29 protein-coding genes are annotated in these 25622 nt (G+C 55.8%); 11 read left to right on the forward strand and 18 right to left on the reverse strand.

Annotated features, from left to right (window positions below; all coding sequences use genetic code 11):
• Positions 1–8: 8 nt before the first annotated feature.
• From SYN8016DRAFT_RS10115 to groES, 4 genes are all read right to left on the reverse strand, one after another.
• Positions 9–1376 (reverse strand): ammonium transporter, encoded by a 1368-nt coding sequence (locus SYN8016DRAFT_RS10115; RefSeq protein WP_006854297.1) that lies wholly within the window; start codon positions 1374–1376, stop codon positions 9–11.
• Positions 1377–1458: 82 nt separating this feature from the next.
• Positions 1459–1818: an MscL family protein gene (locus SYN8016DRAFT_RS10120; protein WP_006854298.1), complete on the reverse strand. Its 360-nt coding sequence runs from the start codon at positions 1816–1818 to the stop codon at positions 1459–1461.
• A gap of 87 nt (positions 1819–1905) precedes the next feature.
• Positions 1906–3537, reverse strand: coding sequence for a chaperonin GroEL (gene groL, locus SYN8016DRAFT_RS10125; RefSeq protein ID WP_006854299.1), 1632 nt, complete (start codon positions 3535–3537; stop codon positions 1906–1908).
• Positions 3538–3606: 69 nt separating this feature from the next.
• Positions 3607–3918: a co-chaperone GroES gene (groES, locus tag SYN8016DRAFT_RS10130; protein ID WP_006854300.1), complete on the reverse strand. Its 312-nt coding sequence runs from the start codon at positions 3916–3918 to the stop codon at positions 3607–3609.
• A gap of 221 nt (positions 3919–4139) precedes the next feature.
• Here groES and atpD point away from each other — a divergent pair, with 221 nt between their 5' ends.
• A complete protein-coding gene (atpD, locus tag SYN8016DRAFT_RS10135) occupies positions 4140–5603 on the forward strand; it encodes a F0F1 ATP synthase subunit beta (protein WP_006854301.1) in 1464 nt (487 codons plus the stop codon).
• A gap of 73 nt (positions 5604–5676) precedes the next feature.
• The gene (gene atpC, locus SYN8016DRAFT_RS10140; protein ID WP_006854302.1) at positions 5677–6084 is read left to right on the forward strand and encodes an ATP synthase F1 subunit epsilon; all 408 of its coding nucleotides are present in this window, start codon (positions 5677–5679) and stop codon (positions 6082–6084) included.
• A gap of 177 nt (positions 6085–6261) precedes the next feature.
• Here atpC and SYN8016DRAFT_RS10145 read toward each other — a convergent pair whose 3' ends face one another.
• On the reverse strand, positions 6262–6822 hold the full coding sequence (locus SYN8016DRAFT_RS10145) for a 30S ribosomal protein PSRP-3 (RefSeq protein ID WP_006854303.1): 561 nt from the start codon (positions 6820–6822) through the stop codon (positions 6262–6264).
• Positions 6823–6915: 93 nt separating this feature from the next.
• Between SYN8016DRAFT_RS10145 and SYN8016DRAFT_RS10150 the strand changes: the two genes are divergently transcribed.
• Complete coding sequence (locus tag SYN8016DRAFT_RS10150; RefSeq protein WP_071778051.1) at positions 6916–7707, forward strand: TIGR01548 family HAD-type hydrolase; 792 nt, start codon at positions 6916–6918, stop codon at positions 7705–7707.
• Positions 7707–8849, forward strand: a complete 1143-nt coding sequence (locus tag SYN8016DRAFT_RS10155) for a calcium:proton antiporter (RefSeq protein ID WP_006854305.1) — start codon at positions 7707–7709, stop codon at positions 8847–8849. The genes SYN8016DRAFT_RS10150 and SYN8016DRAFT_RS10155 overlap by 1 nt, the downstream gene beginning before the upstream one ends.
• Before the next feature lie 3 nt (positions 8850–8852).
• Here SYN8016DRAFT_RS10155 and SYN8016DRAFT_RS10160 read toward each other — a convergent pair whose 3' ends face one another.
• Positions 8853–10193: an aminopeptidase P N-terminal domain-containing protein gene (locus SYN8016DRAFT_RS10160; RefSeq protein WP_006854306.1), complete on the reverse strand. Its 1341-nt coding sequence runs from the start codon at positions 10191–10193 to the stop codon at positions 8853–8855.
• 53 nt (positions 10194–10246) lie between these two features.
• Here SYN8016DRAFT_RS10160 and SYN8016DRAFT_RS10165 point away from each other — a divergent pair, with 53 nt between their 5' ends.
• From SYN8016DRAFT_RS10165 to SYN8016DRAFT_RS14580, 7 genes are all read left to right on the forward strand, one after another.
• On the forward strand, positions 10247–11260 hold the full coding sequence (locus SYN8016DRAFT_RS10165; RefSeq protein WP_006854307.1) for a CNNM domain-containing protein: 1014 nt from the start codon (positions 10247–10249) through the stop codon (positions 11258–11260).
• Positions 11257–12606, forward strand: coding sequence for a GTP-binding protein (locus SYN8016DRAFT_RS10170; RefSeq protein WP_006854308.1), 1350 nt, complete (start codon positions 11257–11259; stop codon positions 12604–12606). Before SYN8016DRAFT_RS10165 ends, SYN8016DRAFT_RS10170 begins: the two co-directional genes overlap by 4 nt.
• Positions 12603–13181: a nicotinate-nucleotide adenylyltransferase gene (locus SYN8016DRAFT_RS10175; protein WP_006854309.1), complete on the forward strand. Its 579-nt coding sequence runs from the start codon at positions 12603–12605 to the stop codon at positions 13179–13181. Before SYN8016DRAFT_RS10170 ends, SYN8016DRAFT_RS10175 begins: the two co-directional genes overlap by 4 nt.
• 6 nt (positions 13182–13187) lie before the next feature.
• Positions 13188–14909, forward strand: coding sequence for an NAD+ synthase (locus SYN8016DRAFT_RS10180; protein ID WP_006854310.1), 1722 nt, complete (start codon positions 13188–13190; stop codon positions 14907–14909).
• A gap of 70 nt (positions 14910–14979) precedes the next feature.
• On the forward strand, positions 14980–16119 hold the full coding sequence (ald, locus tag SYN8016DRAFT_RS10185) for an alanine dehydrogenase (protein WP_006854311.1): 1140 nt from the start codon (positions 14980–14982) through the stop codon (positions 16117–16119).
• Between the two features lie 431 nt (positions 16120–16550).
• The gene (locus SYN8016DRAFT_RS15845; protein ID WP_371212447.1) at positions 16551–17693 is read left to right on the forward strand and encodes a SagB family peptide dehydrogenase; all 1143 of its coding nucleotides are present in this window, start codon (positions 16551–16553) and stop codon (positions 17691–17693) included.
• 153 nt (positions 17694–17846) lie between these two features.
• Entirely contained in the window at positions 17847–17984 is a 138-nt protein-coding gene (locus SYN8016DRAFT_RS14580; protein WP_006854313.1) for a hypothetical protein, read from the forward strand.
• A 122-nt stretch (positions 17985–18106) separates the two neighbouring features.
• On the opposite strand, the gene SYN8016DRAFT_RS10200 is transcribed toward SYN8016DRAFT_RS14580, so the two are convergent.
• The 12 genes from SYN8016DRAFT_RS10200 to atpE form a co-directional block, all read right to left on the reverse strand.
• Positions 18107–18292, reverse strand: coding sequence for a hypothetical protein (locus SYN8016DRAFT_RS10200; RefSeq protein ID WP_006854314.1), 186 nt, complete (start codon positions 18290–18292; stop codon positions 18107–18109).
• Between the two features lie 42 nt (positions 18293–18334).
• Positions 18335–18772 (reverse strand): YchJ family protein, encoded by a 438-nt coding sequence (locus SYN8016DRAFT_RS10205; RefSeq protein WP_038014448.1) that lies wholly within the window; start codon positions 18770–18772, stop codon positions 18335–18337.
• Positions 18772–19800 (reverse strand): DUF3326 domain-containing protein, encoded by a 1029-nt coding sequence (locus tag SYN8016DRAFT_RS10210; protein ID WP_006854316.1) that lies wholly within the window; start codon positions 19798–19800, stop codon positions 18772–18774. The genes SYN8016DRAFT_RS10205 and SYN8016DRAFT_RS10210 overlap by 1 nt, the downstream gene beginning before the upstream one ends.
• A 38-nt stretch (positions 19801–19838) precedes the next feature.
• Positions 19839–20006: a hypothetical protein gene (locus tag SYN8016DRAFT_RS10215; RefSeq protein WP_253909857.1), complete on the reverse strand. Its 168-nt coding sequence runs from the start codon at positions 20004–20006 to the stop codon at positions 19839–19841.
• Positions 20007–20023: 17 nt separating this feature from the next.
• Positions 20024–20365, reverse strand: coding sequence for a 2Fe-2S iron-sulfur cluster-binding protein (locus tag SYN8016DRAFT_RS10220; RefSeq protein WP_038014577.1), 342 nt, complete (start codon positions 20363–20365; stop codon positions 20024–20026).
• A 46-nt stretch (positions 20366–20411) separates the two neighbouring features.
• Complete coding sequence (locus SYN8016DRAFT_RS10225; RefSeq protein ID WP_006854319.1) at positions 20412–21119, reverse strand: TIGR02466 family protein; 708 nt, start codon at positions 21117–21119, stop codon at positions 20412–20414.
• 54 nt (positions 21120–21173) lie between these two features.
• Positions 21174–22127 (reverse strand): F0F1 ATP synthase subunit gamma, encoded by a 954-nt coding sequence (locus SYN8016DRAFT_RS10230; RefSeq protein ID WP_006854320.1) that lies wholly within the window; start codon positions 22125–22127, stop codon positions 21174–21176.
• 10 nt (positions 22128–22137) lie between these two features.
• A complete protein-coding gene (gene atpA / locus SYN8016DRAFT_RS10235; protein WP_006854321.1) occupies positions 22138–23658 on the reverse strand; it encodes a F0F1 ATP synthase subunit alpha in 1521 nt (506 codons plus the stop codon).
• Positions 23659–23717: 59 nt separating this feature from the next.
• Positions 23718–24266 (reverse strand): ATP synthase F1 subunit delta, encoded by a 549-nt coding sequence (gene atpH, locus SYN8016DRAFT_RS10240; protein ID WP_006854322.1) that lies wholly within the window; start codon positions 24264–24266, stop codon positions 23718–23720.
• Positions 24266–24787, reverse strand: a complete 522-nt coding sequence (locus tag SYN8016DRAFT_RS10245; protein ID WP_006854323.1) for a F0F1 ATP synthase subunit B — start codon at positions 24785–24787, stop codon at positions 24266–24268. Before SYN8016DRAFT_RS10245 ends, atpH begins: the two co-directional genes overlap by 1 nt.
• The gene (locus SYN8016DRAFT_RS10250) at positions 24787–25251 is read right to left on the reverse strand and encodes a F0F1 ATP synthase subunit B' (RefSeq protein WP_006854324.1); all 465 of its coding nucleotides are present in this window, start codon (positions 25249–25251) and stop codon (positions 24787–24789) included. Before SYN8016DRAFT_RS10250 ends, SYN8016DRAFT_RS10245 begins: the two co-directional genes overlap by 1 nt.
• A gap of 86 nt (positions 25252–25337) precedes the next feature.
• Positions 25338–25583 (reverse strand): ATP synthase F0 subunit C, encoded by a 246-nt coding sequence (atpE, locus tag SYN8016DRAFT_RS10255; RefSeq protein WP_006854325.1) that lies wholly within the window; start codon positions 25581–25583, stop codon positions 25338–25340.
• Positions 25584–25622: the final 39 nt, after the last annotated feature.

Consider the following 25622-nt stretch of genomic DNA (forward strand, 5'->3'; position numbering starts at 1 on the left):
GTAGCGATTCACTGGAATTGAGGAGAACCAACCCGTTCGGCATAGGCCTCTTCTCCATGGGCCTGCACATCAATTCCCAGGTTCTCTGCTTCTTCTGACACCCGGAAGCGCAGGCCCAGACCCCTCAAAACGAACGCGATCAAGAACGTGCCAACAGATGCCAGGCCATAGGCCACCAAGACGGCTTGCAGTTGCCCAACAATCAGAGCACCCCGTCCCTGTTCGATCAGAACATTGGCAGCAGGATGCCCAGCAATCAAGTCAGAACTGGCAAAAACACCCGTTAGCAAGGCGCCAATCGTGCCCCCCACACCGTGAACCGCATAGGTATCGAGAGAATCATCAAATCGAAGTCTCACTTTGAGCTGAACTGAGGCAAAGCAAAACAACGACGTGATGGCACCGATGGCCATCCCCGCACCGGGGGTGACAAACCCAGCCGCTGGGGTGACACCAACCAAGCCAGCGACAGCACCTGTGGCCATACCCACAACGGTGGGTTTGCCACTCCTCCAAGTCTCGATCAAAGACCAAGCCACCAAGCCCGCGGCTGCTGAGATGTGCGTTGTCGTAAACGGCAACTCTGCACCGGCTACCGCCAACTGACTTCCACCGTTGAAACCAAACCAACCAAACCAGAGCAGACCCGTCCCCAGAAGAATCTGACTGACATCGTGGGGAGGACGCACGGCGTTAGGCCACTGACGGCGCGAGCCCACCAGCCCAGCGAGCACCAAGGCCGATACGCCAGAACTGATATGAACCACCGTCCCACCGGCGAAATCAAGATCTTTACCAAGGAAGCCCCCACCCCAAACCATATGGGCCAAAGGGGCGTAAACCAGCAACAACCAAATCGGGCTGAACACACACCAAAACTTGAAACTGATCCGCTCCACCAGCGCACCCGAGATCAGAGCAGGCGTGATGATCGCAAACATGCCCTGAAAGAGCGCAAAGGTGAGACCTGGAATCGCCAGTCCATCCCAGACGGGAGGCACGTTCTCCAACAAAGCAAAGGAGAACGGATTACCCACCACAGCTTGCAAGGCACCCCCATCGGAGAACGCGAGACTGAATCCAAAGGTGACCCACACCAACGTGGCAAGTCCCATCATCACGAAGCTCATCGCCATCGTGTTGAGTACGTTTCGAGATTGGACAAACCCGCCGTAGAAAAACGCCAAACCAGGCGTCATCAACAGCACCAAAGCCGAGGACGTCAAAATCAGGGTGTTGTCAGCTGCCAAAAGGGCCGTCTCTCCGGCGTAGGCAGGAAGCAAGGCAGCACTCAATAGTTGAAGTGCTGGCACCACCAATAGGGCGATGAGGAATCGACGAAGACGGGACGACAAAAGAGCCTTTTTTGTATTCATCGATACCGTTGCAAACCAAAGCACTCAAAAACTGTTCATCCTGAACATTTTCAGAGAGCTTTGGCGAATCGATCGACCCTGATCAGGTTTCATCCTCTGAAGGCGTCACGCTGCGTAACTGATCGAGCCCCCTCGAGGCCAATCGCTGAGACCGGTTGATGGCTTTCACAAGCAAAAAGAGCACCCAACCCACAATCAAAGAATCGAGCAACACCTTCATTGCCTGACCAAAAAGCAGCTCCCCGCCCGCATAGGGGAGCACCCATGCCTCCCAACCACCATTCCGAATCAGCGGATTCAGCAAGGGCATAAGCAGGTCTTGTGTAAGAGCATCCACAATTTGCTGAAACTGCGTTCCCACCACAACGGCAATCGCCAAATTCAAGGCGTTGCCCTTCTGGAAGAAAAAGTCTGTGAACTCACGAAACCAACGATGAGCCATGACAAAAAACGAAAGCGTGATTGAGCTCCTTCCATTAAAAAAGCCCCCGCGTTAACGGAGGCTGAAAACTTGGTGGGGAACCAGCGTTTAGTAGTCGAAGTCGCCGCCCATACCACCGCCACCAGCAGCAGCTTCTTTCTTCTCAGGCATGTCAGCCACGATGCATTCGGTGGTTAGCACCATTCCAGCGATCGATGCGGCATTTTGCAAACCAGAGCGGGTCACCTTGGCCGGATCAACAATGCCAGCAGCAAGCATGTCGACGTACTCACCATTGGCGGCGTTGTAGCCCTCGTTAAAGGACTTGGACTTGACGTTTTCAGCAACGACAGCACCGTTCACACCGGCATTTTCAGCGATACGCATCAGAGGAGCGGTCAGCGCTGAGGCCACGATGTTGGCACCAATCAGCTCCTCGCCTGAAAGGTTGGCGGCTGCCCACTCTTCCAAGGCTGGTGCCATGTGAGCCAGGGTTGTACCGCCACCAGGAACGATGCCCTCTTCAACAGCCGCCTTGGTGGCGTTGATGGCATCTTCCAGACGAAGTTTCTTGTCCTTCATCTCGGTTTCAGTGGCTGCACCCACCTTCACGACAGCAACGCCGCCGGCCAATTTGGCGAGACGCTCCTGAAGCTTTTCTTTGTCGTAGGTGGAATCGGTCTCATCCATCTGCTTCTTGATCTGCTCGCAACGCGTGCTCACAGCCACCTCATTGCCTTCGGCAACAATCGTGGTGGTGTCTTTGTTGATGGTGACGCGACGCGCAGTTCCCAACATCTCCAGCTTGGCATTTTCCAGCTTGAGACCTTGGTCTTCCGTGATCAGCTGACCGTTGGTCAAAACCGCCATGTCTTCGATCATCGCCTTACGGCGATCACCAAAACCAGGAGCTTTTACGGCCGCCACATTGAGCACACCGCGCAAGCGGTTCACCACCAAGGTGGCGAGGGCTTCTTTCTCGATGTCCTCGGCAATGATCAGAAGAGGCTTTCCAGTACGAGCAATTTGCTCAAGAACAGGAACCAAATCCTGAACCAAACCGATTTTCTTGTCGGTTAAGAGAATGTAAGGCTCATCCAGAACCGCTTCCATCCGTTCCGTATCTGTTGCGAAATAAGGGGAGATGTAACCCTTATCGAAACGCATACCCTCGGTGACCTCAAGTTCGGTCTCCATGGATTTCCCTTCTTCAAGAGAAATCACACCTTCTTTGCCAACTTTATCCATGGCATCAGCAATCATCTTGCCAACTTCTTCGTCGTTGCCGGCAGAGATCGTGCCGACCTGCGCAATCGCATTGCTATCGGCAATTGGCTTTGCATTTTCCTGGATCTTGCCAACCAAGAATTCAGATGCTTTATCAATCCCCTTCTTCAAAGTGATTGCATTGGCGCCGGCTGCCACATTGCGCAGACCCGCTTTCACCATGGCATGCGCCAAAACGGTGGCCGTTGTGGTGCCATCACCAGCAGCATCATTCGTTTTGGATGCAGCCTGACGAATGAGCGCCACACCGGTGTTTTCGATGTGATCTTCGAGTTCGATCTCTTTGGCGATCGTTACTCCATCATTGATGATTTGAGGAGCACCAAATTTCTTCTCAAGAACCACATTGCGACCCTTGGGGCCAAGGGTTACTGCGACGGCTTCGGCGAGAATGTCGATACCTTTTTCGAGAGCGCGACGAGCGTTCTCGTTATAAATAATACGCTTAGCCATAAGAGGCAATTAATGAGGATGTAAAGGAAAATTCAGTCGTTTCTGAGATAAAACTCAGAGGGATTGCGGTCAACCCACAACAGCAAGAATGTCTTTCTCGGACAACAGGACGTACTCGTCGCTGCCAAGCTTGATGTCTGTACCGGCGTATTTGCTGTACAGAACCTTGTCGCCGATGCTGACTTCAGGAGCCTGACGGCTTCCATCGTCGTTGGACTTACCAGGACCCACCTGGACAACTTCGCCCACCTGAGGCTTTTCTTTGGCCGTATCAGGAAGAAGGATGCCGCCTGCAGTCTTCTCTTCGGATTCAGAGATTTTTACGAAGACGCGGTCTCCAAGAGGCTTAACGGTGGAAACGCTGAGAGAAACAGCTGCCATAAGTATTTGAGAAGCAGGGACAGGGCGCTCGGCGCCGCTCGATCGACGCGAGTTAGCACTCGGGATCGATGAGTGCCAAAGCTAGGTCCGTGCATGGGTGAAGCACCAGCGGTGACCTGTGCGGGTGACCGAACAGCGAGAGCAACATCAAGACGGTGTTAAGGTTCTGCCGCTCAGGAAGGGATCGTCCTGTTGCGCGTCCCTCTCACTTCTCCTTACTTATGGCCGCTGCTGCTCCTGCCTCTACCGGTTCCAAGGGCGTTGTCCGTCAGGTAATCGGACCGGTTCTGGACGTGGAATTTCCAGCCGGCAAACTCCCCAAAATTCTCAACGCGTTACGTATTGAGGGCACCAACACTGCTGGTGAAAAGATCGGCCTAACCGCCGAAGTCCAGCAATTGCTTGGTGACCACAGAGTCCGTGCGGTGGCCATGAGTGGCACCGATGGTCTTGTGCGCGGAATGGAAGCCTTGGACACTGGCTCACCCATCTCTGTCCCTGTGGGAGAAGCCACCCTGGGCCGAATCTTCAACGTGCTCGGAGAGCCCGTTGACGAGCAAGGCCCCGTCAATACCGACGTCACTTCCCCAATTCACCGCGAAGCTCCCAAGCTCACTGAACTCGAAACCAAGCCCAAGGTGTTCGAGACAGGCATCAAGGTGATCGACCTTCTCGCGCCTTACCGCCAGGGAGGCAAGATTGGCCTCTTCGGTGGTGCCGGAGTGGGCAAAACCGTTTTGATTCAGGAGCTCATCAACAACATCGCCAAAGAACACGGCGGCGTGTCTGTGTTTGGTGGTGTGGGTGAGCGCACCCGCGAAGGCAACGACCTTTACGAAGAATTCAAGGAGTCCGGCGTGATCAACGCCGACGATCTCTCCAAGTCGAAAGTGGCCCTCTGCTACGGCCAAATGAATGAGCCTCCCGGCGCTCGCATGCGCGTGGGTCTCTCAGCTCTGACAATGGCCGAGCACTTCCGCGATGTGAACAAGCAGGACGTTCTGCTCTTCGTGGATAACATTTTCCGCTTCGTGCAAGCCGGTTCTGAGGTTTCCGCTCTCTTGGGTCGGATGCCTTCAGCTGTGGGCTACCAGCCCACCCTGGGTACGGACGTGGGTACTCTCCAGGAGCGCGTTGCTTCCACACTGGAAGGTTCCATCACCTCCATTCAGGCCGTTTACGTCCCTGCTGACGATCTCACCGACCCAGCTCCTGCCACAACGTTTGCTCACCTCGATGCAACAACGGTTCTGAACCGTGCCTTGGCTTCGAAGGGTATCTACCCCGCGGTGGATCCTCTCGATTCCACAAGCACCATGCTTCAGCCAGCCGTTGTGGGTGATGAGCATTACCGCACAGCCCGTGCTGTTCAATCCACCCTTCAGCGTTACAAGGAGCTTCAGGACATCATCGCCATTCTTGGCTTGGATGAACTCTCTGAAGACGACCGTCAGACTGTGGATCGTGCTCGCAAAATCGAGAAGTTCCTATCCCAGCCCTTCTTCGTTGCCGAAATCTTCACCGGAATGCCTGGCAAGTACGTGAAGCTTGAAGACACCATCAGTGGCTTCAATCAAATTCTTGCTGGCGAGCTCGACAGCCTTCCTGAGCAGTCTTTCTATCTGGTCGGCAACATCGACGAAGTCAAAGCCAAGGCCGAGAAGATCGCGGCTGAAGCCAATTGATCCCCATCGGGGCGCTTGCGCGCCCCGAACATGATCAACAACTCGCTTTCCAACTCTCCGCAGTCTTCTTTCCATGTCCCTCACCCTCCGCGTTCTGGCACCAGACCAGAGCGTGTTCGATGGTTCGGCCGATGAGGTGATCCTTCCCAGCACCACCGGTCAAGTCGGCATTCTTCCTGGCCACGTTTCCTTGCTCGCAGCGCTCGACGTTGGAGTTTTAAGAGTGCGTACCGATAGCAATTGGCAATCCATCGCCCTGATGGGTGGCTTTGCTGAAGTTGAATCCGATGATGTCACCGTTTTGGTGAACTCAGCCGAGCTCGGCGTCAATATCGACTCCACATCAGCTGAAAGTGATCTTTCCGCTGCACGCACTGCTGTCACCAAGCTCGAAGGTCAGCCCTCCACTCCTGAAAAAGTGAAAGCGCAGCAGCTTTTTGAACGAGCCAGAGCACGTGCCCAGGCAAGCAAATCAACCTAAGTTGTAAAAACAACGCCTGTCTGAATCAAGCACCCTGAACAGGGTGTTTTTTTATGGATTGAAGGTGTCTCCCAAAACTGATTTCAACATTCAACATTCTCCTTAGCAAAGACATAAAAAAGCCCCGTCGAAACGGGGCTAAACACTTGATCATTCAACGATGAGCCTTCGTTCGAATCAGGCAGTACCGCAGAAAGTAACGTCGGGGAACTTGAGTTTTGCTTCGTCAAGGCTCTTGCCTTTGCCTTCTTCTTGCCAGTAGTTAATGACCTCAGTGGCCTTATTCAAAACTTCAACACGCTCGTTATCAGTGATCCAGCTTTTGCCTTCTAACTCACTTTTGAGAGTCTCCCAAGCATCTTCACGAGGCCAGAAGAAATAAGCCGTCAGGGGGCTGGGGCCACCGCCAACAATCTGATCAACCGCCAAAGCCACGTTGTCAGGAAGCCAGAGAATCTTCAGCAAGAAGCGTCCTTCATCGGCTTTTGGGGTGTAGCCAGAGGGAACTCCATCGGCATCGATGGTGGCAGAAGCAAGTGCTGCACTGCCGCCGCGCATCACTGGACGACCTTCTTTGGGCTCCTGCTGCTGATCTGACACTTCACCCTTAGGGGTTGCATCTTCGCCCTGGGGAGCGGCATCACCCGCGGGTGTTGCGCCGGCCTGGGGTGCTGCATCAGCTGCTGCTGCCTCTGTTGCGACCTCCTGGTCGACGGCTGCGCCTTCGGAAACCGTCATGGTGTCAGGGCTCAAGGATGAAGGACAAAGAACTAACTTACCAGTTGCTGAAGCCAAATCCCCCTGCAATCTTCAGGATCAAAGCCACAAGCAATCCTGCTTTTCGACATTGATGGCGTTATTCGGGATGTGGCAGGCAGTTATCGCCGTGCACTCCAGGCCACCGTGCATCACTACTGCGGGTGGGAGCCTGGTCACGAGACGGTTGATGCCCTGAAGGGTGAAGGACGCTGGAACAATGACTGGGATGCAAGCCTTGAACTTTTACGTCGGCACGCGCTGACCCATCCCTTACCCACCTCGTCCTCCCACTCAGCGGCCCTACCCGGTCGCGCTGATCTCATTGACGTTTTCAGCCGTTTTTACTTCGGATCTGAACCAGAGGGAGATCCCTTCGCTTGGGATGGATTTATTTGCGATGAGCCCCTCCTCGTCGATCGAAACTTTTTTTCAGCCCTGACGAATCGAGACATTCTTTGGGGATTCGTGAGCGGAGCAGAGCCCCCTTCTGCTCGTTTCCTACTGGAGCAACGTCTCGGCTTGCAGAACCCTCCTCTGATAGCGATGGGGGATGCGCCAGACAAACCTGATCCCGAAGGGCTCATCAGGCTGGCAAGCACCCTTGTGGATGGCAACCTCGGTTCCGACGCACCACTGATTGCCTATCTCGGTGACACCGTGGCGGACGTCAACACCGTGATTCGAGCCCGGGAGCAGGTCCCGCAACAACGCTGGATGAGCTTGGCGGTTGCACCTCCCCACCTACAGCTCCCAGGGCAATCTGAGGCGCGAGCGCACTACGAGCAGACCTTACGGGCTGCAGGAGCAGAGGTGATCCTCACCGACACCCAAGCGGCACTCAACTGGAACCCCAGTCAGCGTTGATGCGCAAAGAATGGCCCTTGCTTGTTGGAGCGGTTGTCCTCATCGGTCTCCAAACCACCCATCTCCTGGATTGGCTCTTGCTGCAATCGGCAACGCTCGTCTTAGGCGGATTGGGAGGACTCAGCCTCTTGATTTTGCTGCTGGCGAGACGCATTGCCAGCCAAGCCGATCATCTCGCCGAAAAGCTCGGTGAACCGCTTGGAACGCTTGTGCTTACAGGTTCCGTGATTTTGATCGAGCTGGCTCTCGTCACCAGCACCATGTTGAGCGGCGAAAGCAATCCCACGTTGGCGCGGGATTCGATGTTCTCGGTGTTGATGATTGTGCTCACTGGGGTGAAGGGAATCACCTTGATTTTGGCTTCGCGATTTCAAACATCGGGAATCACGGAACCCTTCCAACCAGAAGACATGGCCACCGTCAACCAAAGCGGTGCCTCCACTTACATCAACTTGATCACGACGATGAGCGTGCTTGTGTTGGTGCTGCCTAATTTCAGTTCTGACAGCTCGGAAGCCAACTTCTCCCTCCCGATCAACTGGCTTCTCACCATTGTGGCCATTGGGCTATACGCAGCTTTCCTGCGCTTCCAAACCGGCTCTTACCGCAATCTCTTCCTTGAGGCTTCCCAGCAGCTGGAGTTGCCCGAAACCAAGGGAAAAAACGGGCTACCCCAGGCATCCAATGCCGATAACGACTCGGCTCTTCGGAGCGGCGTTCTCATGGCGCTCGGCCTCTTGATTTTGGTTCTAATCGCAGAATCGATGGGGAGCCTGATCGACATTGGCATCAGCGACCTCGGGCTCCCAAGCTCCCTGGGTGGTGTGCTTGTTGGCCTCCTCGTCGTGGCTCCGGAAGCGCTAAATGCCTTCCAAGCGGCCAATCGAGGGGAAGTGCAACGGTCTCTCAATACCCTCTATGGATCGTCCTTATCGACGCTTTGCCTCACCGTTCCGGCCGTGCTCTTCGTTGGAGAACTCACCAACACCAAGGTGATCCTTGGCCTCAATCCGATGGAATCCGTGCTGCTGGTTCTCACACTGATCTTGGTCCGCCCTCTCAGCGGACGGGTCAGCGAGCTCGATGGCCTGATGCTCTTGTCCGTTGGTTTGATCTGGATTTCCCTGCAAGTGGTGAGCTGAACGTCATCCACGCTCCATCGAGGCAACATCCTTCAAGGCCGAAGCCGTCAAGACCTCATGACCATCCTTGAGAACGGCCACATCATCTTCAATGCGGATACCAATCCCTTTCCAGCGGTCATCAATTTCCGGCTGACCATCCGGAACCGGTAAGCGGTCACTGATATAGAGGCCAGGTTCCACGGTGAGCACCATGCCTGGATCCAGTTCGACATGGTGCTCACCAAGCCTGTAGGCGCCAACGTCGTGCACATCCAAGCCAAGCCAGTGCCCCGTGCGGTGCATGTAGAGATGGCGGTAAGCACCCTGCTCAATGATTCCGTCAGCCTCTCCAGCCAAGAGTCCAAGATCCAACAGACCCTCCACAAGCGCTCGCAAAGCGGTCTGATGCACCTCCTCCGCTGTTCCTCCAGGCCTCACGGTGGCAATGGCCGACTCCTGAGCACTCAGAACCAATTCATAGAGCGCGCGCTGTTCACCGCTGAAGCGGCCGTTCACAGGAAAGGTACGGGTGATATCACCGTTGTAGTAGTCACCGATTGAGCACCCGGCATCGATTAGCAACAGATCACCGTCCTTGAGCGGATCCTGATTGTCGATGTAATGCAGGACGCAGGCGTTATCTCCTCCCGCAACGATTGAGCCATAGGCAGGGCCCCGTGCCCCTTGATCAAGGAAGTGAAACTCGATGAGGGCTTGCACCTGTCGCTCATTCATTCCGGGCTTCACAGCGGCACGCGCCAACTCATGAGCCTGGGCTGAAATGCGGCACGCCTCACGCATCCGATCAAGCTCCGCTGGATCTTTGCGCAAGCGAAGTTCATGTAGGACCGGGCAGGGCGCCACCAGCCCTAAAGCCGCGGCACCCCTTCGCGACGCGCGATCCAATTGTTCAGACCAAACCTCGAGCACCACGGACTCCACCGCCGGGTGATGCCCCGTGCGGAAGGCAATGCCCTCGGCATCTTTCAGATAGCCACGCAGATGTTGGGCCAACTCAGAGCGGGGATGGGCCACATCCGCGCCGAACTGATCCACAGCCCCCTCTGTGCCCCACCTCCGTCCTGTCCAGACCTCGGCCCCTGGCTCACGGGGGTTCACAAACAACACGTAGCGCTCTCCTTCAGGCCGATGGGGCAAAAACAGGGCGACGGCATCCGGCTCATCAAAGCCTGTGAGATACCAGAAGTCGCTGTTCTGACGAAAGGGCCACTCACAGTCGGCATGGTGTGTCACCAGGGTTGCCGCTGGAATCACAGCCGCCGCACCGCCAAGATGGGCCATGAACCGCTGACGCCGCTCGGCGTAACCCTGAGCATCAATTGGGAGCGAACTATGAACCACGACGGAGACAGGGCACCAGGTAAACGTCAGGATGGCAGGCAAAGCATCCAGGCATGACTCACGACCTGCTGATCCTGATTCTGCTTGTGGTCGTGGTCCTCACAGGATCCGCCTTGTGTTCTGGCGTCGAAGCCGCTCTGCTCTCCGTGAACGCTGTTCGCGTTCTCGAACTCGCCGGTCGATCCAAACCGGTATCCGGTGCACGGAGATTGGCCCAGCTCCGTCAGCGACTCGGCCGGACCCTGTCGGTTCTGGTGATTGCAAACAACGGCTTCAATATTTTCGGCAGTTTGATGCTCGGTGGTTACGCCGCTTGGCTGTTCGAAGACATGGGCATCAGCGCCGTAGCTCTGCCCCTGTTCTCCATTGGTCTCACCGTGCTGGTGATTCTTTTGGGGGAGATCCTCCCCAAGGCGATCGGCACCCGCCTGGCGCTGCCTGTTTCACTCGCGAGTGCTCCGGTCTTGCACCTGCTTGGCGTTCTCATGCGTCCGCTCGTCCTTCTTCTGGAAAGACTGCTGCCGGCCTTAACCCAGGAAAGCGAACTCAACACAGACGAAGAGGAGATTCGACTGCTGGCCCGTATGGGGTCCCAAACCGGCCAAATCGAAGCGGATGAAGCCGCGATGATCGCCAAGGTGTTCCAACTCAACGACCTCACCGCGAGGGATTTGATGACACCAAGGGTTGCTGCTCCGAGCTTGGACGGAGCGAGCACACTGATGCAGTTAAGGTCCGCCCTGCTCGAAAACGAGGCGCAATGGTGGGTGGTCCTGGGTGATGCCGTTGACAAGGTTCTGGGTGTCGCAAGTCGAGACCGATTACTGGCGGCACTCGTTCAAAATCAAGGTCAACTCACCCCAGCCGATCTGAGCGAGCCCGTCGAATTTGTGCCTGAAATGATTCGGGCCGATCGCCTGCTGACAGCCTTTCGTCGCGACAACAGCGGGGTTCGCGTTGTGGTGGATGAATTCGGAGGGTTTGTGGGCGTGATTGGCCCTGATGCGGTTCTGGCCGTGCTCGCTGGCTGGTGGCGCAAGTCAGCAGGAGCCAATGGGGCGTCATGACGACGTTCTCGCCTACATCCACCACGGAGCGCTGCCTTTCACTGCTGCAAACCTGGCGATCTCAGCTCCAGCTCAACCGCCGGGAACAAACCGTTTTAGCGGGTTCGCTCAGGCGCTTGGACCGGCAATTGGAGCGCTTATCGACTCGGAAGCTGCGCGTCGCCGTCTTCGGCCGCGTGGGAGTGGGGAAATCAAGCCTCGTCAATGCACTGATCGGTCAAGACCTCCTGGCCACCGACGTCGCTCACGGCTGCACGAGACAACAACAAGCGCTGCCTTGGACGATCTCCATTCCTGGTCTCCACGCGATTGAACTCGTCGACACACCAGGAATCGATGAGGTTGCAGCGGAAGCTCGCGCGCGACTGGCAGCGCGGGTGGCCCTGCAGTCCGATCTTGTACTTCTCGTGTTGGATGCCGACATCAGCAGGGTTGAGCTCGATGCCTTGGAGACCTTAATCAGCAGTGGCAAGCCGGTGCTTCCCGTGCTGAACCGCAGTGATTGTTGCCCCCCAGAGCAACTCGACAGCCTCCGGGAAAGCATCAGCCAAAGGATCCGGGAGCGGTGTGACCGCAACCATCACGCAAGGATTCCTCAAGCGATTGCCGTTTCAGCCGCCCCTCGCAAAGCCTGCCAACGCTCGGATGGCAGGGTGCGCAGCGAGCGACAGCCAGCGATGGTGAAACCACTCCGCACTGCTGTAATCAATCTTCTGAGAGAGCAAGGCCAAGCCCTCTTGGCCTTAAACGCCCTCCGCCAAGCAGAACGGCTCCAACAACAACTGGAATTAGGGCGACTGGAGCGCCGACGACAAGATGCGCAAGGCCTGATCGGCCGCTACGCAGCACTCAAGGCCACAGGGGTTGCGGCCAATCCTTTGGTGTTGCTCGATCTAGCCGGAGGCTTGGCCTGCGATACCGCTTTGGTGGTTCAGCTCTGCAAGCTCTATGACCTGCCGATGGGAGGCCCAGCAGCACGACGGCTGATGCAACGGCTATCAGGACATAACGCCATGTTGGGAGGCGTCCAACTGGGACTTCAGCTGGCGCTCTCTGGACTTCAACAGCTGTTGCTGATCGCCGCACCGTTTTCCGGAGGCTTGAGCCTGGGTCCAGCGGCCCCCGTCGCCGTTGCCCAGGCGGCTCTTGCTGTGCACACCACGCGCAGAACAGGTCGGCTCACAGCACGTTGGCTGGTCGATCAACGCGGTCGAGGCAGGAGGGGCAATCCAGCACCAACGACCCTCATGCGGCGCCTGGTACGCAGCGATACCGGCATGCAACGTCTGCTTGCCGAATGGCCACAGCCGCCCAATCGGCCCCGGCGTGACGGGCTCTTGCCATGACCGCGACCATCGCCCTGCTCGGCACGAGCGCCGATCCACCAACGCTCGGGCATCAGGCTCTCCTTGAAGGCCTTTTGAATCACTTTCAACGCGTCGCCACCTGGGCTAGCGACAACCCAATGAAACGCCACGATGCCTGCCTTGCGCTCCGCAGCGAGCTGCTCCAGGCCTTGGTGATGGCCATCGACAACCCACGGGTGAGCATCGACCAAACCCTCAGCAGCCCCTACACCATCACCACGCTTGAACGGGCAGCACGTCGATGGCCCCATCACGAACTGTGCTTTGTGGTGGGCAGTGATTTGGCTGCTCAGATCCCCCATTGGAAACAAAGCGAGCTTTGGCTCAAGCGCTGCCAGCTGGGGGTGGTGCCGCGGAAGGGTTGGCCGTTGGAGCCCGAACACCTCGAACGACTCCGCCAGCTCGGCGCCCAGATCACCGTGTTGCCCTTACAGATTCCTGAGACAGCCAGCTCAAGCATTCGCAAAACGAGCGCTGCGGATCAAATCCCAAAACCGCTTTGGCCCCTCCTCTTGCAGCACAATCTTTATGGACTCCAAGACGCTCCTTCCTGAATTGCCATGCGCATCGCCCTGGCCCAGACCAATCCTCTGGTGGGCGATCTGTCCGGGAACGCCGAACGGCTCCTAGACGCTTGTCTCAAAATCAGCCATCAGGCGCAGGGCACCGCTCCCGCCCTTGTGGTGAGCCCAGAGCTTTCACTTTGGGGATACCCACCCCGAGACCTGCTGCTGAGTCCTGAGCATCTCCAGCAGCAGAGCGAGGCCCTCAACCAGCTGCAACAGGGACTTAGGGAGAAGCTGCCGCAAACGGCACTGCTGGTGGGGGTTGTGGAACCAGCCCCAGACCAGCAACATCCACGACTCTTCAATGCGGCAGCCCTCGTAGAGGCCAACGGTTGGCGCGTCGTCGCCCGCAAACAGCTCCTTCCCACCTACGACGTCTTTGATGAATCGCGTTATTTCAGACCTGCCAACCAACCCAGTGTTCTGAGTTTTGAATCGGAAGGGCAGACTTGGCGCCTGGGGCTCACCATCTGCGAAGACCTGTGGGTTGAGGATGCGCTTCAGGCACAACGCCTGGTGGGACCAGATCCGATTGCCAATCTCATCCCGGAGCAAGTGGATGTGTTGCTGAACCTCTCCGCGTCCCCCTTCGGAAGAACCAAAGCATCCATCCGACATCAGCTCAGCGCCCGCGCTGCCAACCGTCTTCATTGCCCAGTGATTTATGTGAACCAGGTGGGGGGCAACGACGAATTGGTGTTCGATGGCGGCAGTTTCGTGATGACAGCCAGCGGTGAGGTGGCGTTGCAACTTCCCACCTGCCGGGAAGCCATCGCCTGCTGGAACAGCAGTGAAAGGGGTTCTGATGCATCGGCAGGCACGTCGGCCCCCACGGAAAGCGCTGATCTTGAGCAACTGTTCCAAGCCCTTGTGCTCGGCGTGCGGGATTACGCCCAAAAATGCGGTTTTCAACGCGCCCTTCTGGGTCTGAGTGGCGGCATCGACTCAGCTCTTGTGGCGGTCATTGCCGCAGCGGCACTCAAAGCAGACCGCGTGCAGGCATTGCTGATGCCCTCTCCCTGGAGCTCTGTTGGGTCGATTGATGATGCCGAGGCGCTTGCAGAACGCCTGGGAATTTCCACGACAACCGTGCCCATTCAAACCTTGATGCAGGGGTTTGAAACCACCCTGACCCCGGCACTGGATCAAGCACCGTCGGGCGTCACGGCAGAAAACCTGCAGTCGCGCATTCGAGGCACTTTGCTGATGGCTGTCGCCAATCAGCAAGGACAGCTCCTGCTCTCGACGGGCAACAAATCAGAACTTGCCGTGGGGTATTGCACCCTTTATGGCGACATGAATGGAGGGCTCGCGGTGATCGGTGATCTCTACAAGTCCACGGTGTTTTCCCTCTGCCGCTGGTTAGACAGCTCTGATGCCATGGCCTGTCGCCAAGAACTTGGACTTCCAGAGCACAGCGACTTGATCGGACGAGAAATCCTGACCAAACCACCGAGTGCTGAGCTACGCCCTGACCAACAGGACAGTGACTCCCTTCCCGACTACGCAACGCTCGATCCGCTTCTGAATGATTTGATCGAGAAGCACAGCTCGGGCACTCAATTGATCGCAGCTGGGCATGACCCGGCGGACGTGAAACGGATTGAGCAACTCTTTCGCCGCGCGGAATTCAAACGCCGCCAAGCGCCTCCTGTTCTGAAAGTGAGCCGACAGGCCTTCGGGACCGGTTGGAGGCTCCCAATCGCCGCCCGCTGATTTCAAGACGCATAGACCAGTGGCCAATCCGGCTGAGCAGGGTCAGATTGAAGGATCGTCTTCGGCAGCCATGGCTCAATCCGTACTGACGGCTCCGATGGCCACCATCGGAGTCCCCACAGAGATCAAGGTTGATGAGCAACGCGTCGCGCTGACACCGGATGCCGTCAAAGAACTCGTCACCCATGGACTGGAGGTGCGGATCCAGAGCGGTGCCGGCTCCGGAGCGGGTATTGACGACGAGGCCTTCGCCGCAGCAGGCGCAGAGATCGTGGATCAAGAACAAGCCTGGGGGGCTCACTTGGTTGTCAAGGTGAAGGAACCACAGCCGGAAGAATTCCGCTTTTTGCGGAATGACATGGTGCTGTTCACCTACCTGCACTTAGCGGCTTACCCGGAGGTGGGAGAAGCTCTTCTCGCAGCTGGCACCACGGGGGTTGCCTACGAAACGGTGCAACTGGAAAACGGAACCCTGCCGCTGCTAGCGCCCATGAGCGAAATCGCTGGCAGGCTTGCCGCACAAGTGGGGGCTCGCTTGCTGGAGCGACCCCAAGGAGGCAGAGGTGTGCTGATCGGAGGCTGCACTGGTGTGCAACCAGCCCGGGTGGTGGTCCTGGGTGCAGGCACGGTGGGTTGGAATGCGGCGCGTCTGGTGGCTGCCATGGATGCGGAAGTGATGCTTCTGGATCGCTCCCCGGAACGGTTACGCAGCCTGGAGGCCTATCGAAGTGGACGCCTGATGAGCGTGGTGAGCAGCCGCGGTCTGCTCGAGCGCTTAATCCCCACGGCTGATCTTCTGATTGGCGCCGTCTTAACCCCTGGAGGCAGGGCACCAACACTGGTCGATGAAGCGATGGTGAAAGGAATGAAGCCAGGCTCAGCGATCGTTGATGTGGCCATCGATCAAGGCGGCTGCATCGCCACGAGCCGCGAAACAACGCACACCAACCCCACCGTGACCATTCACGGTGTGCAGCATTACGCCGTGGGCAACATGCCTGGCGCCGTGCCGTTCACCTCCACCGAAGCCCTGGTGAGCGTGACCTTGCCTTACATCGTTGGCATTGCAGGGCGCGGCCTGGAGGAAGCGGTCACGGAGCGGCCTGAATTGCTGTCTGGTCTCAATACGGTGCAGGGCTCCGTCTGCCATCCAGGCGTCGCCAAAGCCTTAGACGTACCACCTCGTCATCCCATGGCCTGCTTGCGTTGATCAAACCCAGAAACGGTTTAAAGCAAGCACAGATATAGGCCCCAAATAAATCACTTCAAACGCATATCTTCCAGCAGTTCGCCTCAAATCAAGAGACAAAGGACACAGACATGCCCAAATACTTATTTCGAGAAGGGGTAGACGTCAGCACAGATATTAACGACATTGTTATCACAACCCCCTATGCCACGCGATCAAACCCCCATCGCCAAATATTTCGCCTCAAAAATGCAATAGAGCCCATAAAAAAACTGCTCGCAGCACTTTCTCAAGAAGGAGTCGAAAGCAATCAATATTTAGCATTACCCGAAACAGCAGAAACTGCCGCCACGCATTTAGAGCTTGGACTGCAACTCAAAAACCTTTACGAGAAGGGCTTACTGATTCACGCAATCGATGGATGCAACGGCAGGGCAATGTGCCTGCTACCGATGAAACCAGGAATCAAACAACAACCCTACCCAGACGACGGAAAGGCATTCAAACTTTCGAAATTTGCCAGCATTCACCCCTGCCTTGAAGGCCTCGATGTCACAACCCCCTTATCACCCGCAACGTTGCGACTACAAGACCATCGGCTCTATCCACTCATCCAGAAGCTCCTATCACCCTGCACAACAGACATCATCAGGAACGTCCTCCCTGAAGATCTACACATTCACCATCGAGAGCTTATTTCCCTCTTACTGTCATCTGGCGTGGCCGGAATCTGCAATGCAAATCACAATGCAGACATCGACCAAGAGGCCATCGAAGCTGGCTGGAACAGGCAAGACCTGAGCTTCCATCAACAGACGCGGCGCCATATTGTTGACTTCAAGGCAGAAGAGTCTCTGCCAAAGCCAATCGACAGGAAGGCCCCACCAGCGAAGCACCAAAGGATCATCCTCAGCACAGTCTCCCTACCAACACCATCGATCGACAATCAAAAAACCAATTTCTACCAGGTCATTCAAAAAAGACAATCGATTCGTGCCTACGACTCCAATCCTGTTAGCGCTGAAGCTTTAGGCAATCTGCTCTGGTATTCGATGCATACCCGAGAAGAGATTCTCTGCGACCCAGCCCTACCTCGATCCTATGAAGGCTTACTAAGACCTGTCGCCAGCGCTGGAGGCCTTCATTCCATTGAGCTCTATCTATGCATTCATCAATGCATCGGCATCAGCCCAGGCTTTTATCATTACGACTCTTTTGAGCACTCACTCGGAAAGATCAGCGACCTCAACGGACCATGCGAAAGCATGCTTGAAATGGCAGTCAATACAACATGCCGAGCACCTCAGGCTTCCTCTGTATCACCTGGCTATGGACAAAGGCCCGACGTCCTCATCGTGATGGCCGCGCGCTATGAAAGAAATGCAAGCCTTCATTCTGAAACCGGGCTGGCCTATGCCCTCATTCTTAAAGATGCAGGGTCGCTCTACCAGCAGCTTTATCTTGTTGCCACAGCCCTTCAGCTCGCCCCCTGCGGATTGAGCTTTGGAAGCAGTGAATTGTTCGAACAAGCTTCCGGCATCTCCAGCAAGGCCGAATGTTCCGTAGGTGAATTCATGATTGGCAATCCCAGGTAAGCCATCAAAACAAGGCCCCCATCTCCCCCTGGCTCAAGAATGGCCAAAGAGCAAGACGGAAGAAAACCAGGAAGGGGAAACAGGAGCCTGGGGATCCAATCTCAGCAGAGCACGTAACAACCTGTTACGATTAGTGAAATTGCGTTAATCCAGATGAATGACTCCAAATTCGGTTTCTCATCCTTTGCAGAGCAGTGGAACGGAAGACTGGCGATGATGGGCTTCGTGATTGGCTTAGGTACAGAGCTGCTCACTGGACAAGGCATCCTTTCCCAAATTGGTCTGGGCTGAAACAGCTAGATCGACTGGAAAATCGAACACTGACGACAAGAGCTGGAAAATTCCAGCTCTTTTTTTTATGGACAGGCAAGAGCTGTCGGCATTCCTTGCAGTCAACCAAGGGGCCTTTGCGATCATTGATAGATCAAGATCGGTGCATAAGGTCTTCCGTACCAAATGGACCACCAGCGCGTGGCATGAGCTTCCGCAGCTCGCCGAGCCTCCACCGCCATGCGGTATTGGTGTTCCCTCTCTTCCCGCAGCTTGCGTTCACGGAATGCCTGCTGGCGATCATCGTTAGCCGCGCCTTCTCTCTCCATCTGGGCTCTAGCAGCTGATTTAAATCAAACCGATTCAACCCACTACAGAGGCTTGATATAGAGCCAATGGCCTTTTGGATCCCCATCCTTGCGCTGAAAGAGCGACGTTTCAGTCATCACATTGCGTTGCCCCCTGGCTCCAAATGTTGCCTCAAATGTCACTGTGCCCTCAAGATCATCCACACCGCCAGCCTCCACGGCCTTGATCTGCAGTCCTAACCAACGCGCTTCGCGACAATTCTTCCGCAACTCTTTTCGGCGTTGAAGCAAAGGCGTCGCAGCATCGGGATGCGTTGCGATCAAATAATCCACGTCTGCAAACGCGAAAGCCGAATAACGCGAACGCATCAACTGTTCAGCAGTCGCAGCCCATTGCTCCCCGAGATGCAGAGGTTGGCAACATCGTTCGTAGCTCATTCCGCTCAAACAAGGGCATGGCTCTCTACTTTTTGATGATCCAAAGCCAGCAGCTCTTGCCATTACGCCAACTCCTTCAAAGCAGGTAAGGGTCGCATCAAGGCGGATAGGGCCACACCTTCGCGTAAGGCCAGCACCATGCCAGCCGCTTCTGCATAGGAGCGCGCTTGCAACACCTCATGTCCCAGGCCAAGCGCCGTTGACGTGACTTGCAACACGGACGGATTGGCCACACTGATCACAGGAACCCTGCGCTCAAGACAAGCCAACACGGCTTCTCCACCCAGAGCCCCCTCTGGAGCAACCAACACTCCCAAATCATCAGCCACCAGATCCTGTGAATGAGCAGCAGCACGCTGGAGCAAATCCGGTGCCTGACTTAAACCCACCAACACGCATGCCAAAAAGGTGTAACCCAACTCTTCGCCTGCAGCACGAGGATCCAGCTGCTCATCCAGCGGCAACGCCGATAAAGCCGGTGCATGAGCACAAGGAATCTGCAGGTGCCGCACCAGTAGATGACTGATCACGGCTTCGGCACCTGCAAGGGCATCCACGCCGCTGCCATGGCGGTAGGCCTGCAATGCCTCACTTCCCTGGTCGTCGGGGAAGCGGGCAACCACCGCAATCGCCGTTGCTCCATGGGCTCTTAAGCGTTCCCCCGCGCGCAATAAGGAATCCGGGCGCTCAAGGGTGCCCCAACTCGCACCGCTCTGGCCCAATCCCATATGCACTCCTAACGGCACATCACTCGACACCACAGGGCCGATCTCGATGCCCAGGGTTGCCCTGCAACCATCGGCCACTTGAAGGTGACGTTGACGCAGCTCCGGTTCGATACCAGCATCCAAAAGCAAACCAATCCGCTGCTGACGAACAGGCCGTAGAGCCCAATCGCCCACGGCAAAGCGATCGAGGCCATACCCCTCCACATAGCTAATGCGGGGGTCTTTCCAGTACAAGGATGCCCCATTCATCACGTTGGGGTGGGTGATCAAACAGCCGGAGGCCGAAGCGAGAAGCCTTGCACTGGGAAGCGCATCACCCGCATACCCGCCGATCGCACATCCAATCCCCGTTGGCACCACCATCAATGTGGGCAGGGGAGATCCCAAAGACAGCCCCTCCCTCACTCGATCAACACCGCTTCAATCTGCAAGACAGCACTGTCTTCCTGCGATGAATGATCGACAGCGGTAATCGCCCAACGCAAGGGATCACCATGAGCGCGTAATTGATCTTTCACCCAAGCGCTCAAATCCGCTGCCTTTCGATCTTTGGGCCAAGGCAACGTCAACGTTTTCGACGTCAACCTCATTTTTGGTACTGACCAAACTGAGCCTCATAGAGCGCATCTTCCTGACCCGCCAACAGCTGAAGATCAGAACAAGGGAAGGCAACACAAAGCAAGGTAAATCCTTCGGCGCGTAGGTCCTCCTTGACACCCATCGCATCAGATTGTTCCACCGAACCGCTTTTTAAACGGGCGGCACACGTGGTGCAAACGCCTGAGCAGCACGAACTCGGAAGCATGACCCCTGCTTCTTCCGCCGCCGCCAACACCGTTTGATCAGATCGACAGGAAAAGCTGTGTTCAACAGCATCCACTTCGATGCTGACGTTGTAAGTGGCAACAGCACTGGCTTGATCGCTCATCCTGAAAGAAAAGCCTTGGTCATTCATCTTCTCAGGGCACCAGACGTCATGACGACAAATCCGAGCAGGCACTCCAATGAGAAGGATGGGGGGCAAGGTATTCCGGTGGGTTGCCCTGCTCAGGAGCCGTGATCACAAAGTCGAAACTGATCGAGCAGCGCAGCGACTCAGGATCGCCATTGGTCAACACGCTGTGATCAAGCCTGGAAGGGAACAGCACCAGCAGGCCAACCTCCGGAGCCAAGTCCCAGCTGTCTGCATTGAAAGGATGATCAATCGCAATGGGCCCGGCATGGCCAGCGGACAGTCCTGGCACGAGTTCATTGCTTTGCAATGGCGAATGAACACGTAGTACCCCCTCCTCACCTGAGCCAGCCCCCGTGAGATACAACACGGCGCTGAGGTGGGCATTCGGATGGTGATGGCGGCCAACCAGCTGATCCCAATCGCTCAGCACAGGCCAGCAGCGCTGAAGATGCAAAGCCACCTGGCTGCAATCAAACCCAACCGCCGCCAGATAACGCTCGGCCTGGGCTGACACCTGTTGAACCAACGGAGCAAATTCAACTTGACGATGCAATTGCCAAACACCGTTGATATCACCTGTCCAAGCGCACCCCTCACTCGGGTTGCCAACGGCCTCACCCCTAAGCGCTATCAGCGTCTGCAAATGCCCAGCAAGGTCGAGTGGATCGATCGCCAACTTTGTTGTGGCGACAACCGTTGGGAAAAGCTGGTGAAGGGTCAAAGTCATCACCCCATTAAAAAAGCCGACCCAAAGGCCGGCTCAATCATGGTGAACAGAAATTTAGGCGCCTGCTGCTGCAGAGCCACCCACCACTTCCAGAATTTCCTGGGTAATGGCTGCCTGACGTGCCTTGTTGTAGTCAAGAGTCAGGGTCTTAGCCAACTCCTTGGCATTGTCACTGGCATTATTCATTGCCGTCATTCGGCTTGCCAGCTCGGATGCTGCTGATTCCTGCAGGGAACGCAAGAGTTGATTTTGCAGATACAAAGGCAACAACGCATTCAACAGTTGATCAGGACTTTGCTCGAAGACGATGTCGGAAGGCAAAGGAGGCTGTGAATTATCAGGTGCACTTCCTGTTTCAACAGACAAGCGACCTTCTTTTGTTGTAAGCCTGAAGATTTCATCTTCGGCCTCAGCAATCCCTTGGGGATCAAGAGGCAGAAGCGTTTGCACTACTGGCTTACAGCTCACCAAGTTGATGAACTTGGTGAAAATAATCTCAACTCGATCTGATGCCTGAGAAAGAAACTCAGCAAAGATTTCGCTAGCAATAGACCCAGCTTCATCAGCAGTAGGTACTTGCTCCAAGCCCGTAAACGTAGCTTGAATGGGATAACTACGGTTGGTGAAATAGCTGATTGCTTTGCGTCCAATCAACACAAGAGTCACCTTGTAACCCTGGCTCTGAAGCTCAGCGAAACGCTTTTCAGTGCGCTTGATGATATTGGAGTTGTAACCACCGCAAAGACCACGGTCGCCAGTAACGGCCATCAAGGTGATGGTTTCAACAGGACGCTGTTCCAGCAAGGGAGCATCAGCATCTTCAAAGCGCATCCGCGCTTGGAGGTTTTCAAGCAAACGTGCGAGCCGATCAGCAAACGGACGGCTGCGCAGGACTTGCTCTTGGGCTCGACGAACTTTGGCCGCAGCCACGAGGCGCATGGCCTCGGTGATCTTGCGGGTGTTCTTGACCGATTTAATCCGGTCCCGGATCTCTTTGAGATTTGCCATGGCTTAGCCCTCAGTTGGCGGAGGCCAGCATGGTGGACACAACTTCAGCAATCGCCTCTTTGAGAGTGGTTTCAGCTTCAGGGCTCAAGACCTTCTCCGTTTGGATTTTGCTGATGAACTCTGGCTTATTGCTCTTGAGGTACTCACGCAGTTCACGGGAGAACTGAACAACCTCTTCAACGGGCACATCATCAATCAGGCCCTTAACACCTGCATAAACAATCGCCACCTGCTCAGCCAAGATCAGTGGGCTGAACTGCGACTGCTTGAGAAGCTCACGAAGACGCTTGCCTCGGCTGAGCTGCTGCTGTGTAGCGGCATCCAGATCGGAAGCAAACTGAGAGAACGCCGCCAGTTCATCAAACTGAGCCAATTCAAGCTTCAGTGTGCCGGCAATCTTTTTGATCGCCTTGGTCTGAGCTGCACCGCCAACACGACTCACCGAGATACCAACGTTGATCGCTGGACGAAGCCCGGAGTTAAACAAGTCAGAACTGAGGAAGACCTGACCGTCCGTGATCGAAATCACGTTTGTAGGGATGTAAGCAGAAACGTCACCAGCCTGGGTCTCAATGATCGGCAGGGCGGTCATGGAACCTTTGCCCATGGCATCAGAAAGCTTGGCAGCGCGCTCAAGCAAACGGCTGTGGCAGTAGAAGACGTCACCGGGGTAAGCCTCACGACCGGGTGGACGACGCAATAGCAATGACATCTGGCGATAAGCCTGGGCTTGCTTGGTCAGATCGTCATAGATCACCAAAGTGGCCTTGCCTTTGTACATGAAGTACTCAGCAATCGAGGCTCCGGTGTAGGGGGCCAAGTACTGAAGCGCGGCAGGTTCGGATGCGTTAGCTGCCACCACGACGGTGTAATCAAGAGCGCCGCGCTCGCGCAGCACCTCCGTGACCTGTGCAACAGAAGCGGCTTTCTGTCCGATCGCCACGTAGACGCAAACCACATCCTGATCCGCTTGGTTCAGGATCGTGTCGATACATATAGCTGTCTTACCGGTCTGACGGTCACCAATGATCAGCTCTCGCTGACCACGGCCAATGGGAATCATGGCGTCAATGGCCGTGATGCCCGTCTGCATTGGCTCATGAACAGACTTACGCTGAATAATTCCCGGAGCAGGAGACTCAATCAGCCGGGATTCAGTGGTGGCGAGGTCACCCTTGCCGTCAATCGCCACGCCGAGTGGATTCACCACGCGGCCAAGCATGGCGTCACCGACAGGGACAGAAGCAATCTTGCCGGTTGCTCGGACGGTGCTTCCCTCCTGAATGCCAAGGCCCTCGGCCATCAGCACAACGCCGACGTTGTCATCTTCGAGGTTGAGGGCAATCCCTTCTGTGCCGTCTTCGAACTCAACCAGCTCTCCAGCCATCACCTGCTGCAGGCCATAAACGCGGGCGATTCCATCGCCTACTTGCAGGACTGAGCCGACGTTGCTGACCGATACGGACTTGTCATAGTCCTCGATCTGCTGCTTGAGAATGGCGCTGATCTCGTCGGGTCTGATGGAAACCATGGCGGGAAAACCCAGGGGCGGGTGGTGAGTGGAAGGGCGAGATGAAGGTGTGGCTTAGCTCAGCTCGCCTTAGCGAGTGCAAGACCAAGGCGACGAACCTGACCGGAGAGGCTGGCATCGATCACCTGAGAACCGAGGTTGACGACAAAGCCACCAATCAATGAAGGATCGACCTTGAGATCGATTTCAACAGCATTGGTTCCAGCCATTGACTGGACTTTGGCGGTCAATGAGGCCTGCTGCTCTTCTGAAAGAGGCTGAGCAGCGCGAACATGCGCTAGGGCGATATTCCGAGACTCTCTATAGAGCTCGAGATAACGAAGAAGCACTGCCTCCAGAGCCGGAAGACGTTGGCGATCTGCCAAAACCTTGAGCAAGTTCAACAGCGAAGGTGCAACTTGTTCCGAAAGAAGGCTGGTTAGAGCTTTCTTCTTGGCATCAGGCTCAAGAACAGGAGATGTCATCGCATCACGAAGAGGCTCTGAAGACTCCCAAGCAGCGAGAAGGTCCTTGCACTGAGAGGCAACTTCTTCAGATTCCTGACGAACGTCAGTGACCTGAAGCAGAGCATCTGCGTAAGGGGTTGCAAGAGAATTTAAAAGAGGCATCAGACGTCCTCCAAGTTAGAAATTGAAGAGTCGATCAGCTTGGCTTGAGCTTTGCTGTCGAGGCGATTAGGCAGTTCAGTCAAGGCCTTATCAATGGCGGAAAGAGCCGCTTCTCTACGGAGTTGTTCCGTAAGTCGAGCACCCTCTGCAGTGAGGTCGGCTAAGGCATCTTGCTTGAGAGCAGCCATGGCCTGAATCGTTTTCTTCTCACCATCAGCACGAATCGCTTCAGCACGAGCCTTGCCGTCTTGACGGATTCTTTCAGCCTTTTGCTGGGCCGCCGATAGCTCTTCTTGAGCTTTCGACAGTTCAACCGTGGCCGTCTTCAAACGCTTCTCAGCATCTTGAAGATCTTTGAGAATGGCCTCGCGTCTGCGCTCGAGCATCCCCCCCAGAAATCCCTTCAGGAACCAATACAAAACACCGATCACAATGACCAGGTTGATCAGATTGGTTTCAAAGAGATTGAGGTTGATTCCGAATCCACCCTCAGAAGCGATCAAAGGAAATAGGACAGTCATCAGGCAGCTAGCAGTCGTTCAATGATCTGGGAGCTGAGTTGATCAACCTGTGCCATCAACTTTGACTGAGCAGATTCACGTTGAGACTCAATTTCTTTACGAGCTTGTTCTCGGGTGCGATTCGCTTCAGTTTCCGCTGTAGCTAGTGCCTCGCGGTAGAGAGCGTCAACTTCCGTTTCTGCTTCAACAATGGCTGACTGCGCAGCCTGTCTAGCGCCTCGAAGTTGATCTTGAAGGTCGGCCTCGAGACGACGAACTTGCTCAAGCTTTTGCTTGGCGTCAGCACGACTCGTATTGATATATCCCTCACGATCTTCCACGACCTTGCCAACCGGCCGGAAGAACAGAGAATTGAGCAGAAAGGTTAGGAGAACCACCTGAAGAGCCATTAAAGGCAAGGTGGCATCGAGGTCAAAGAGACCTCCCTCCGGAACCGCCGCTTCAGCGAACAGAAGCCAGGTCATGGAAGAGGTGAGCTGGAGAGGAGCGAGAAATTGCGTACAGAATTATGCGGGGAGCGACATCACGTGAGACGCTCCCCAACTCTGCATCAAGCGAATGGGTTGGCGAACAGAAGAACCAGGGCCACCACAAGGCCGTAAATCGTCAGAGACTCCATGAATGCCAGTGAAAGCAGCAGGGTGCCGCGGATCTTGCCCTCAGCTTCAGGCTGACGAGCAATGCCTTCAACAGCACCTTGGGAAGCGCTGCCCTGACCGATACCAGGGCCGATGGCAGCCAGACCTACGGCCAGACCAGCAGCAACGACGGAGGCTGCAGAAGTGATGGAATCCATGTTGAGTGCGTTTGGGGGCGCGCCGGAAGGCGCTGAGAG

The organism is Synechococcus sp. WH 8016 (assembly GCF_000230675.1).
GTDB lineage: Bacteria > Cyanobacteriota > Cyanobacteriia > PCC-6307 > Cyanobiaceae > Synechococcus_C.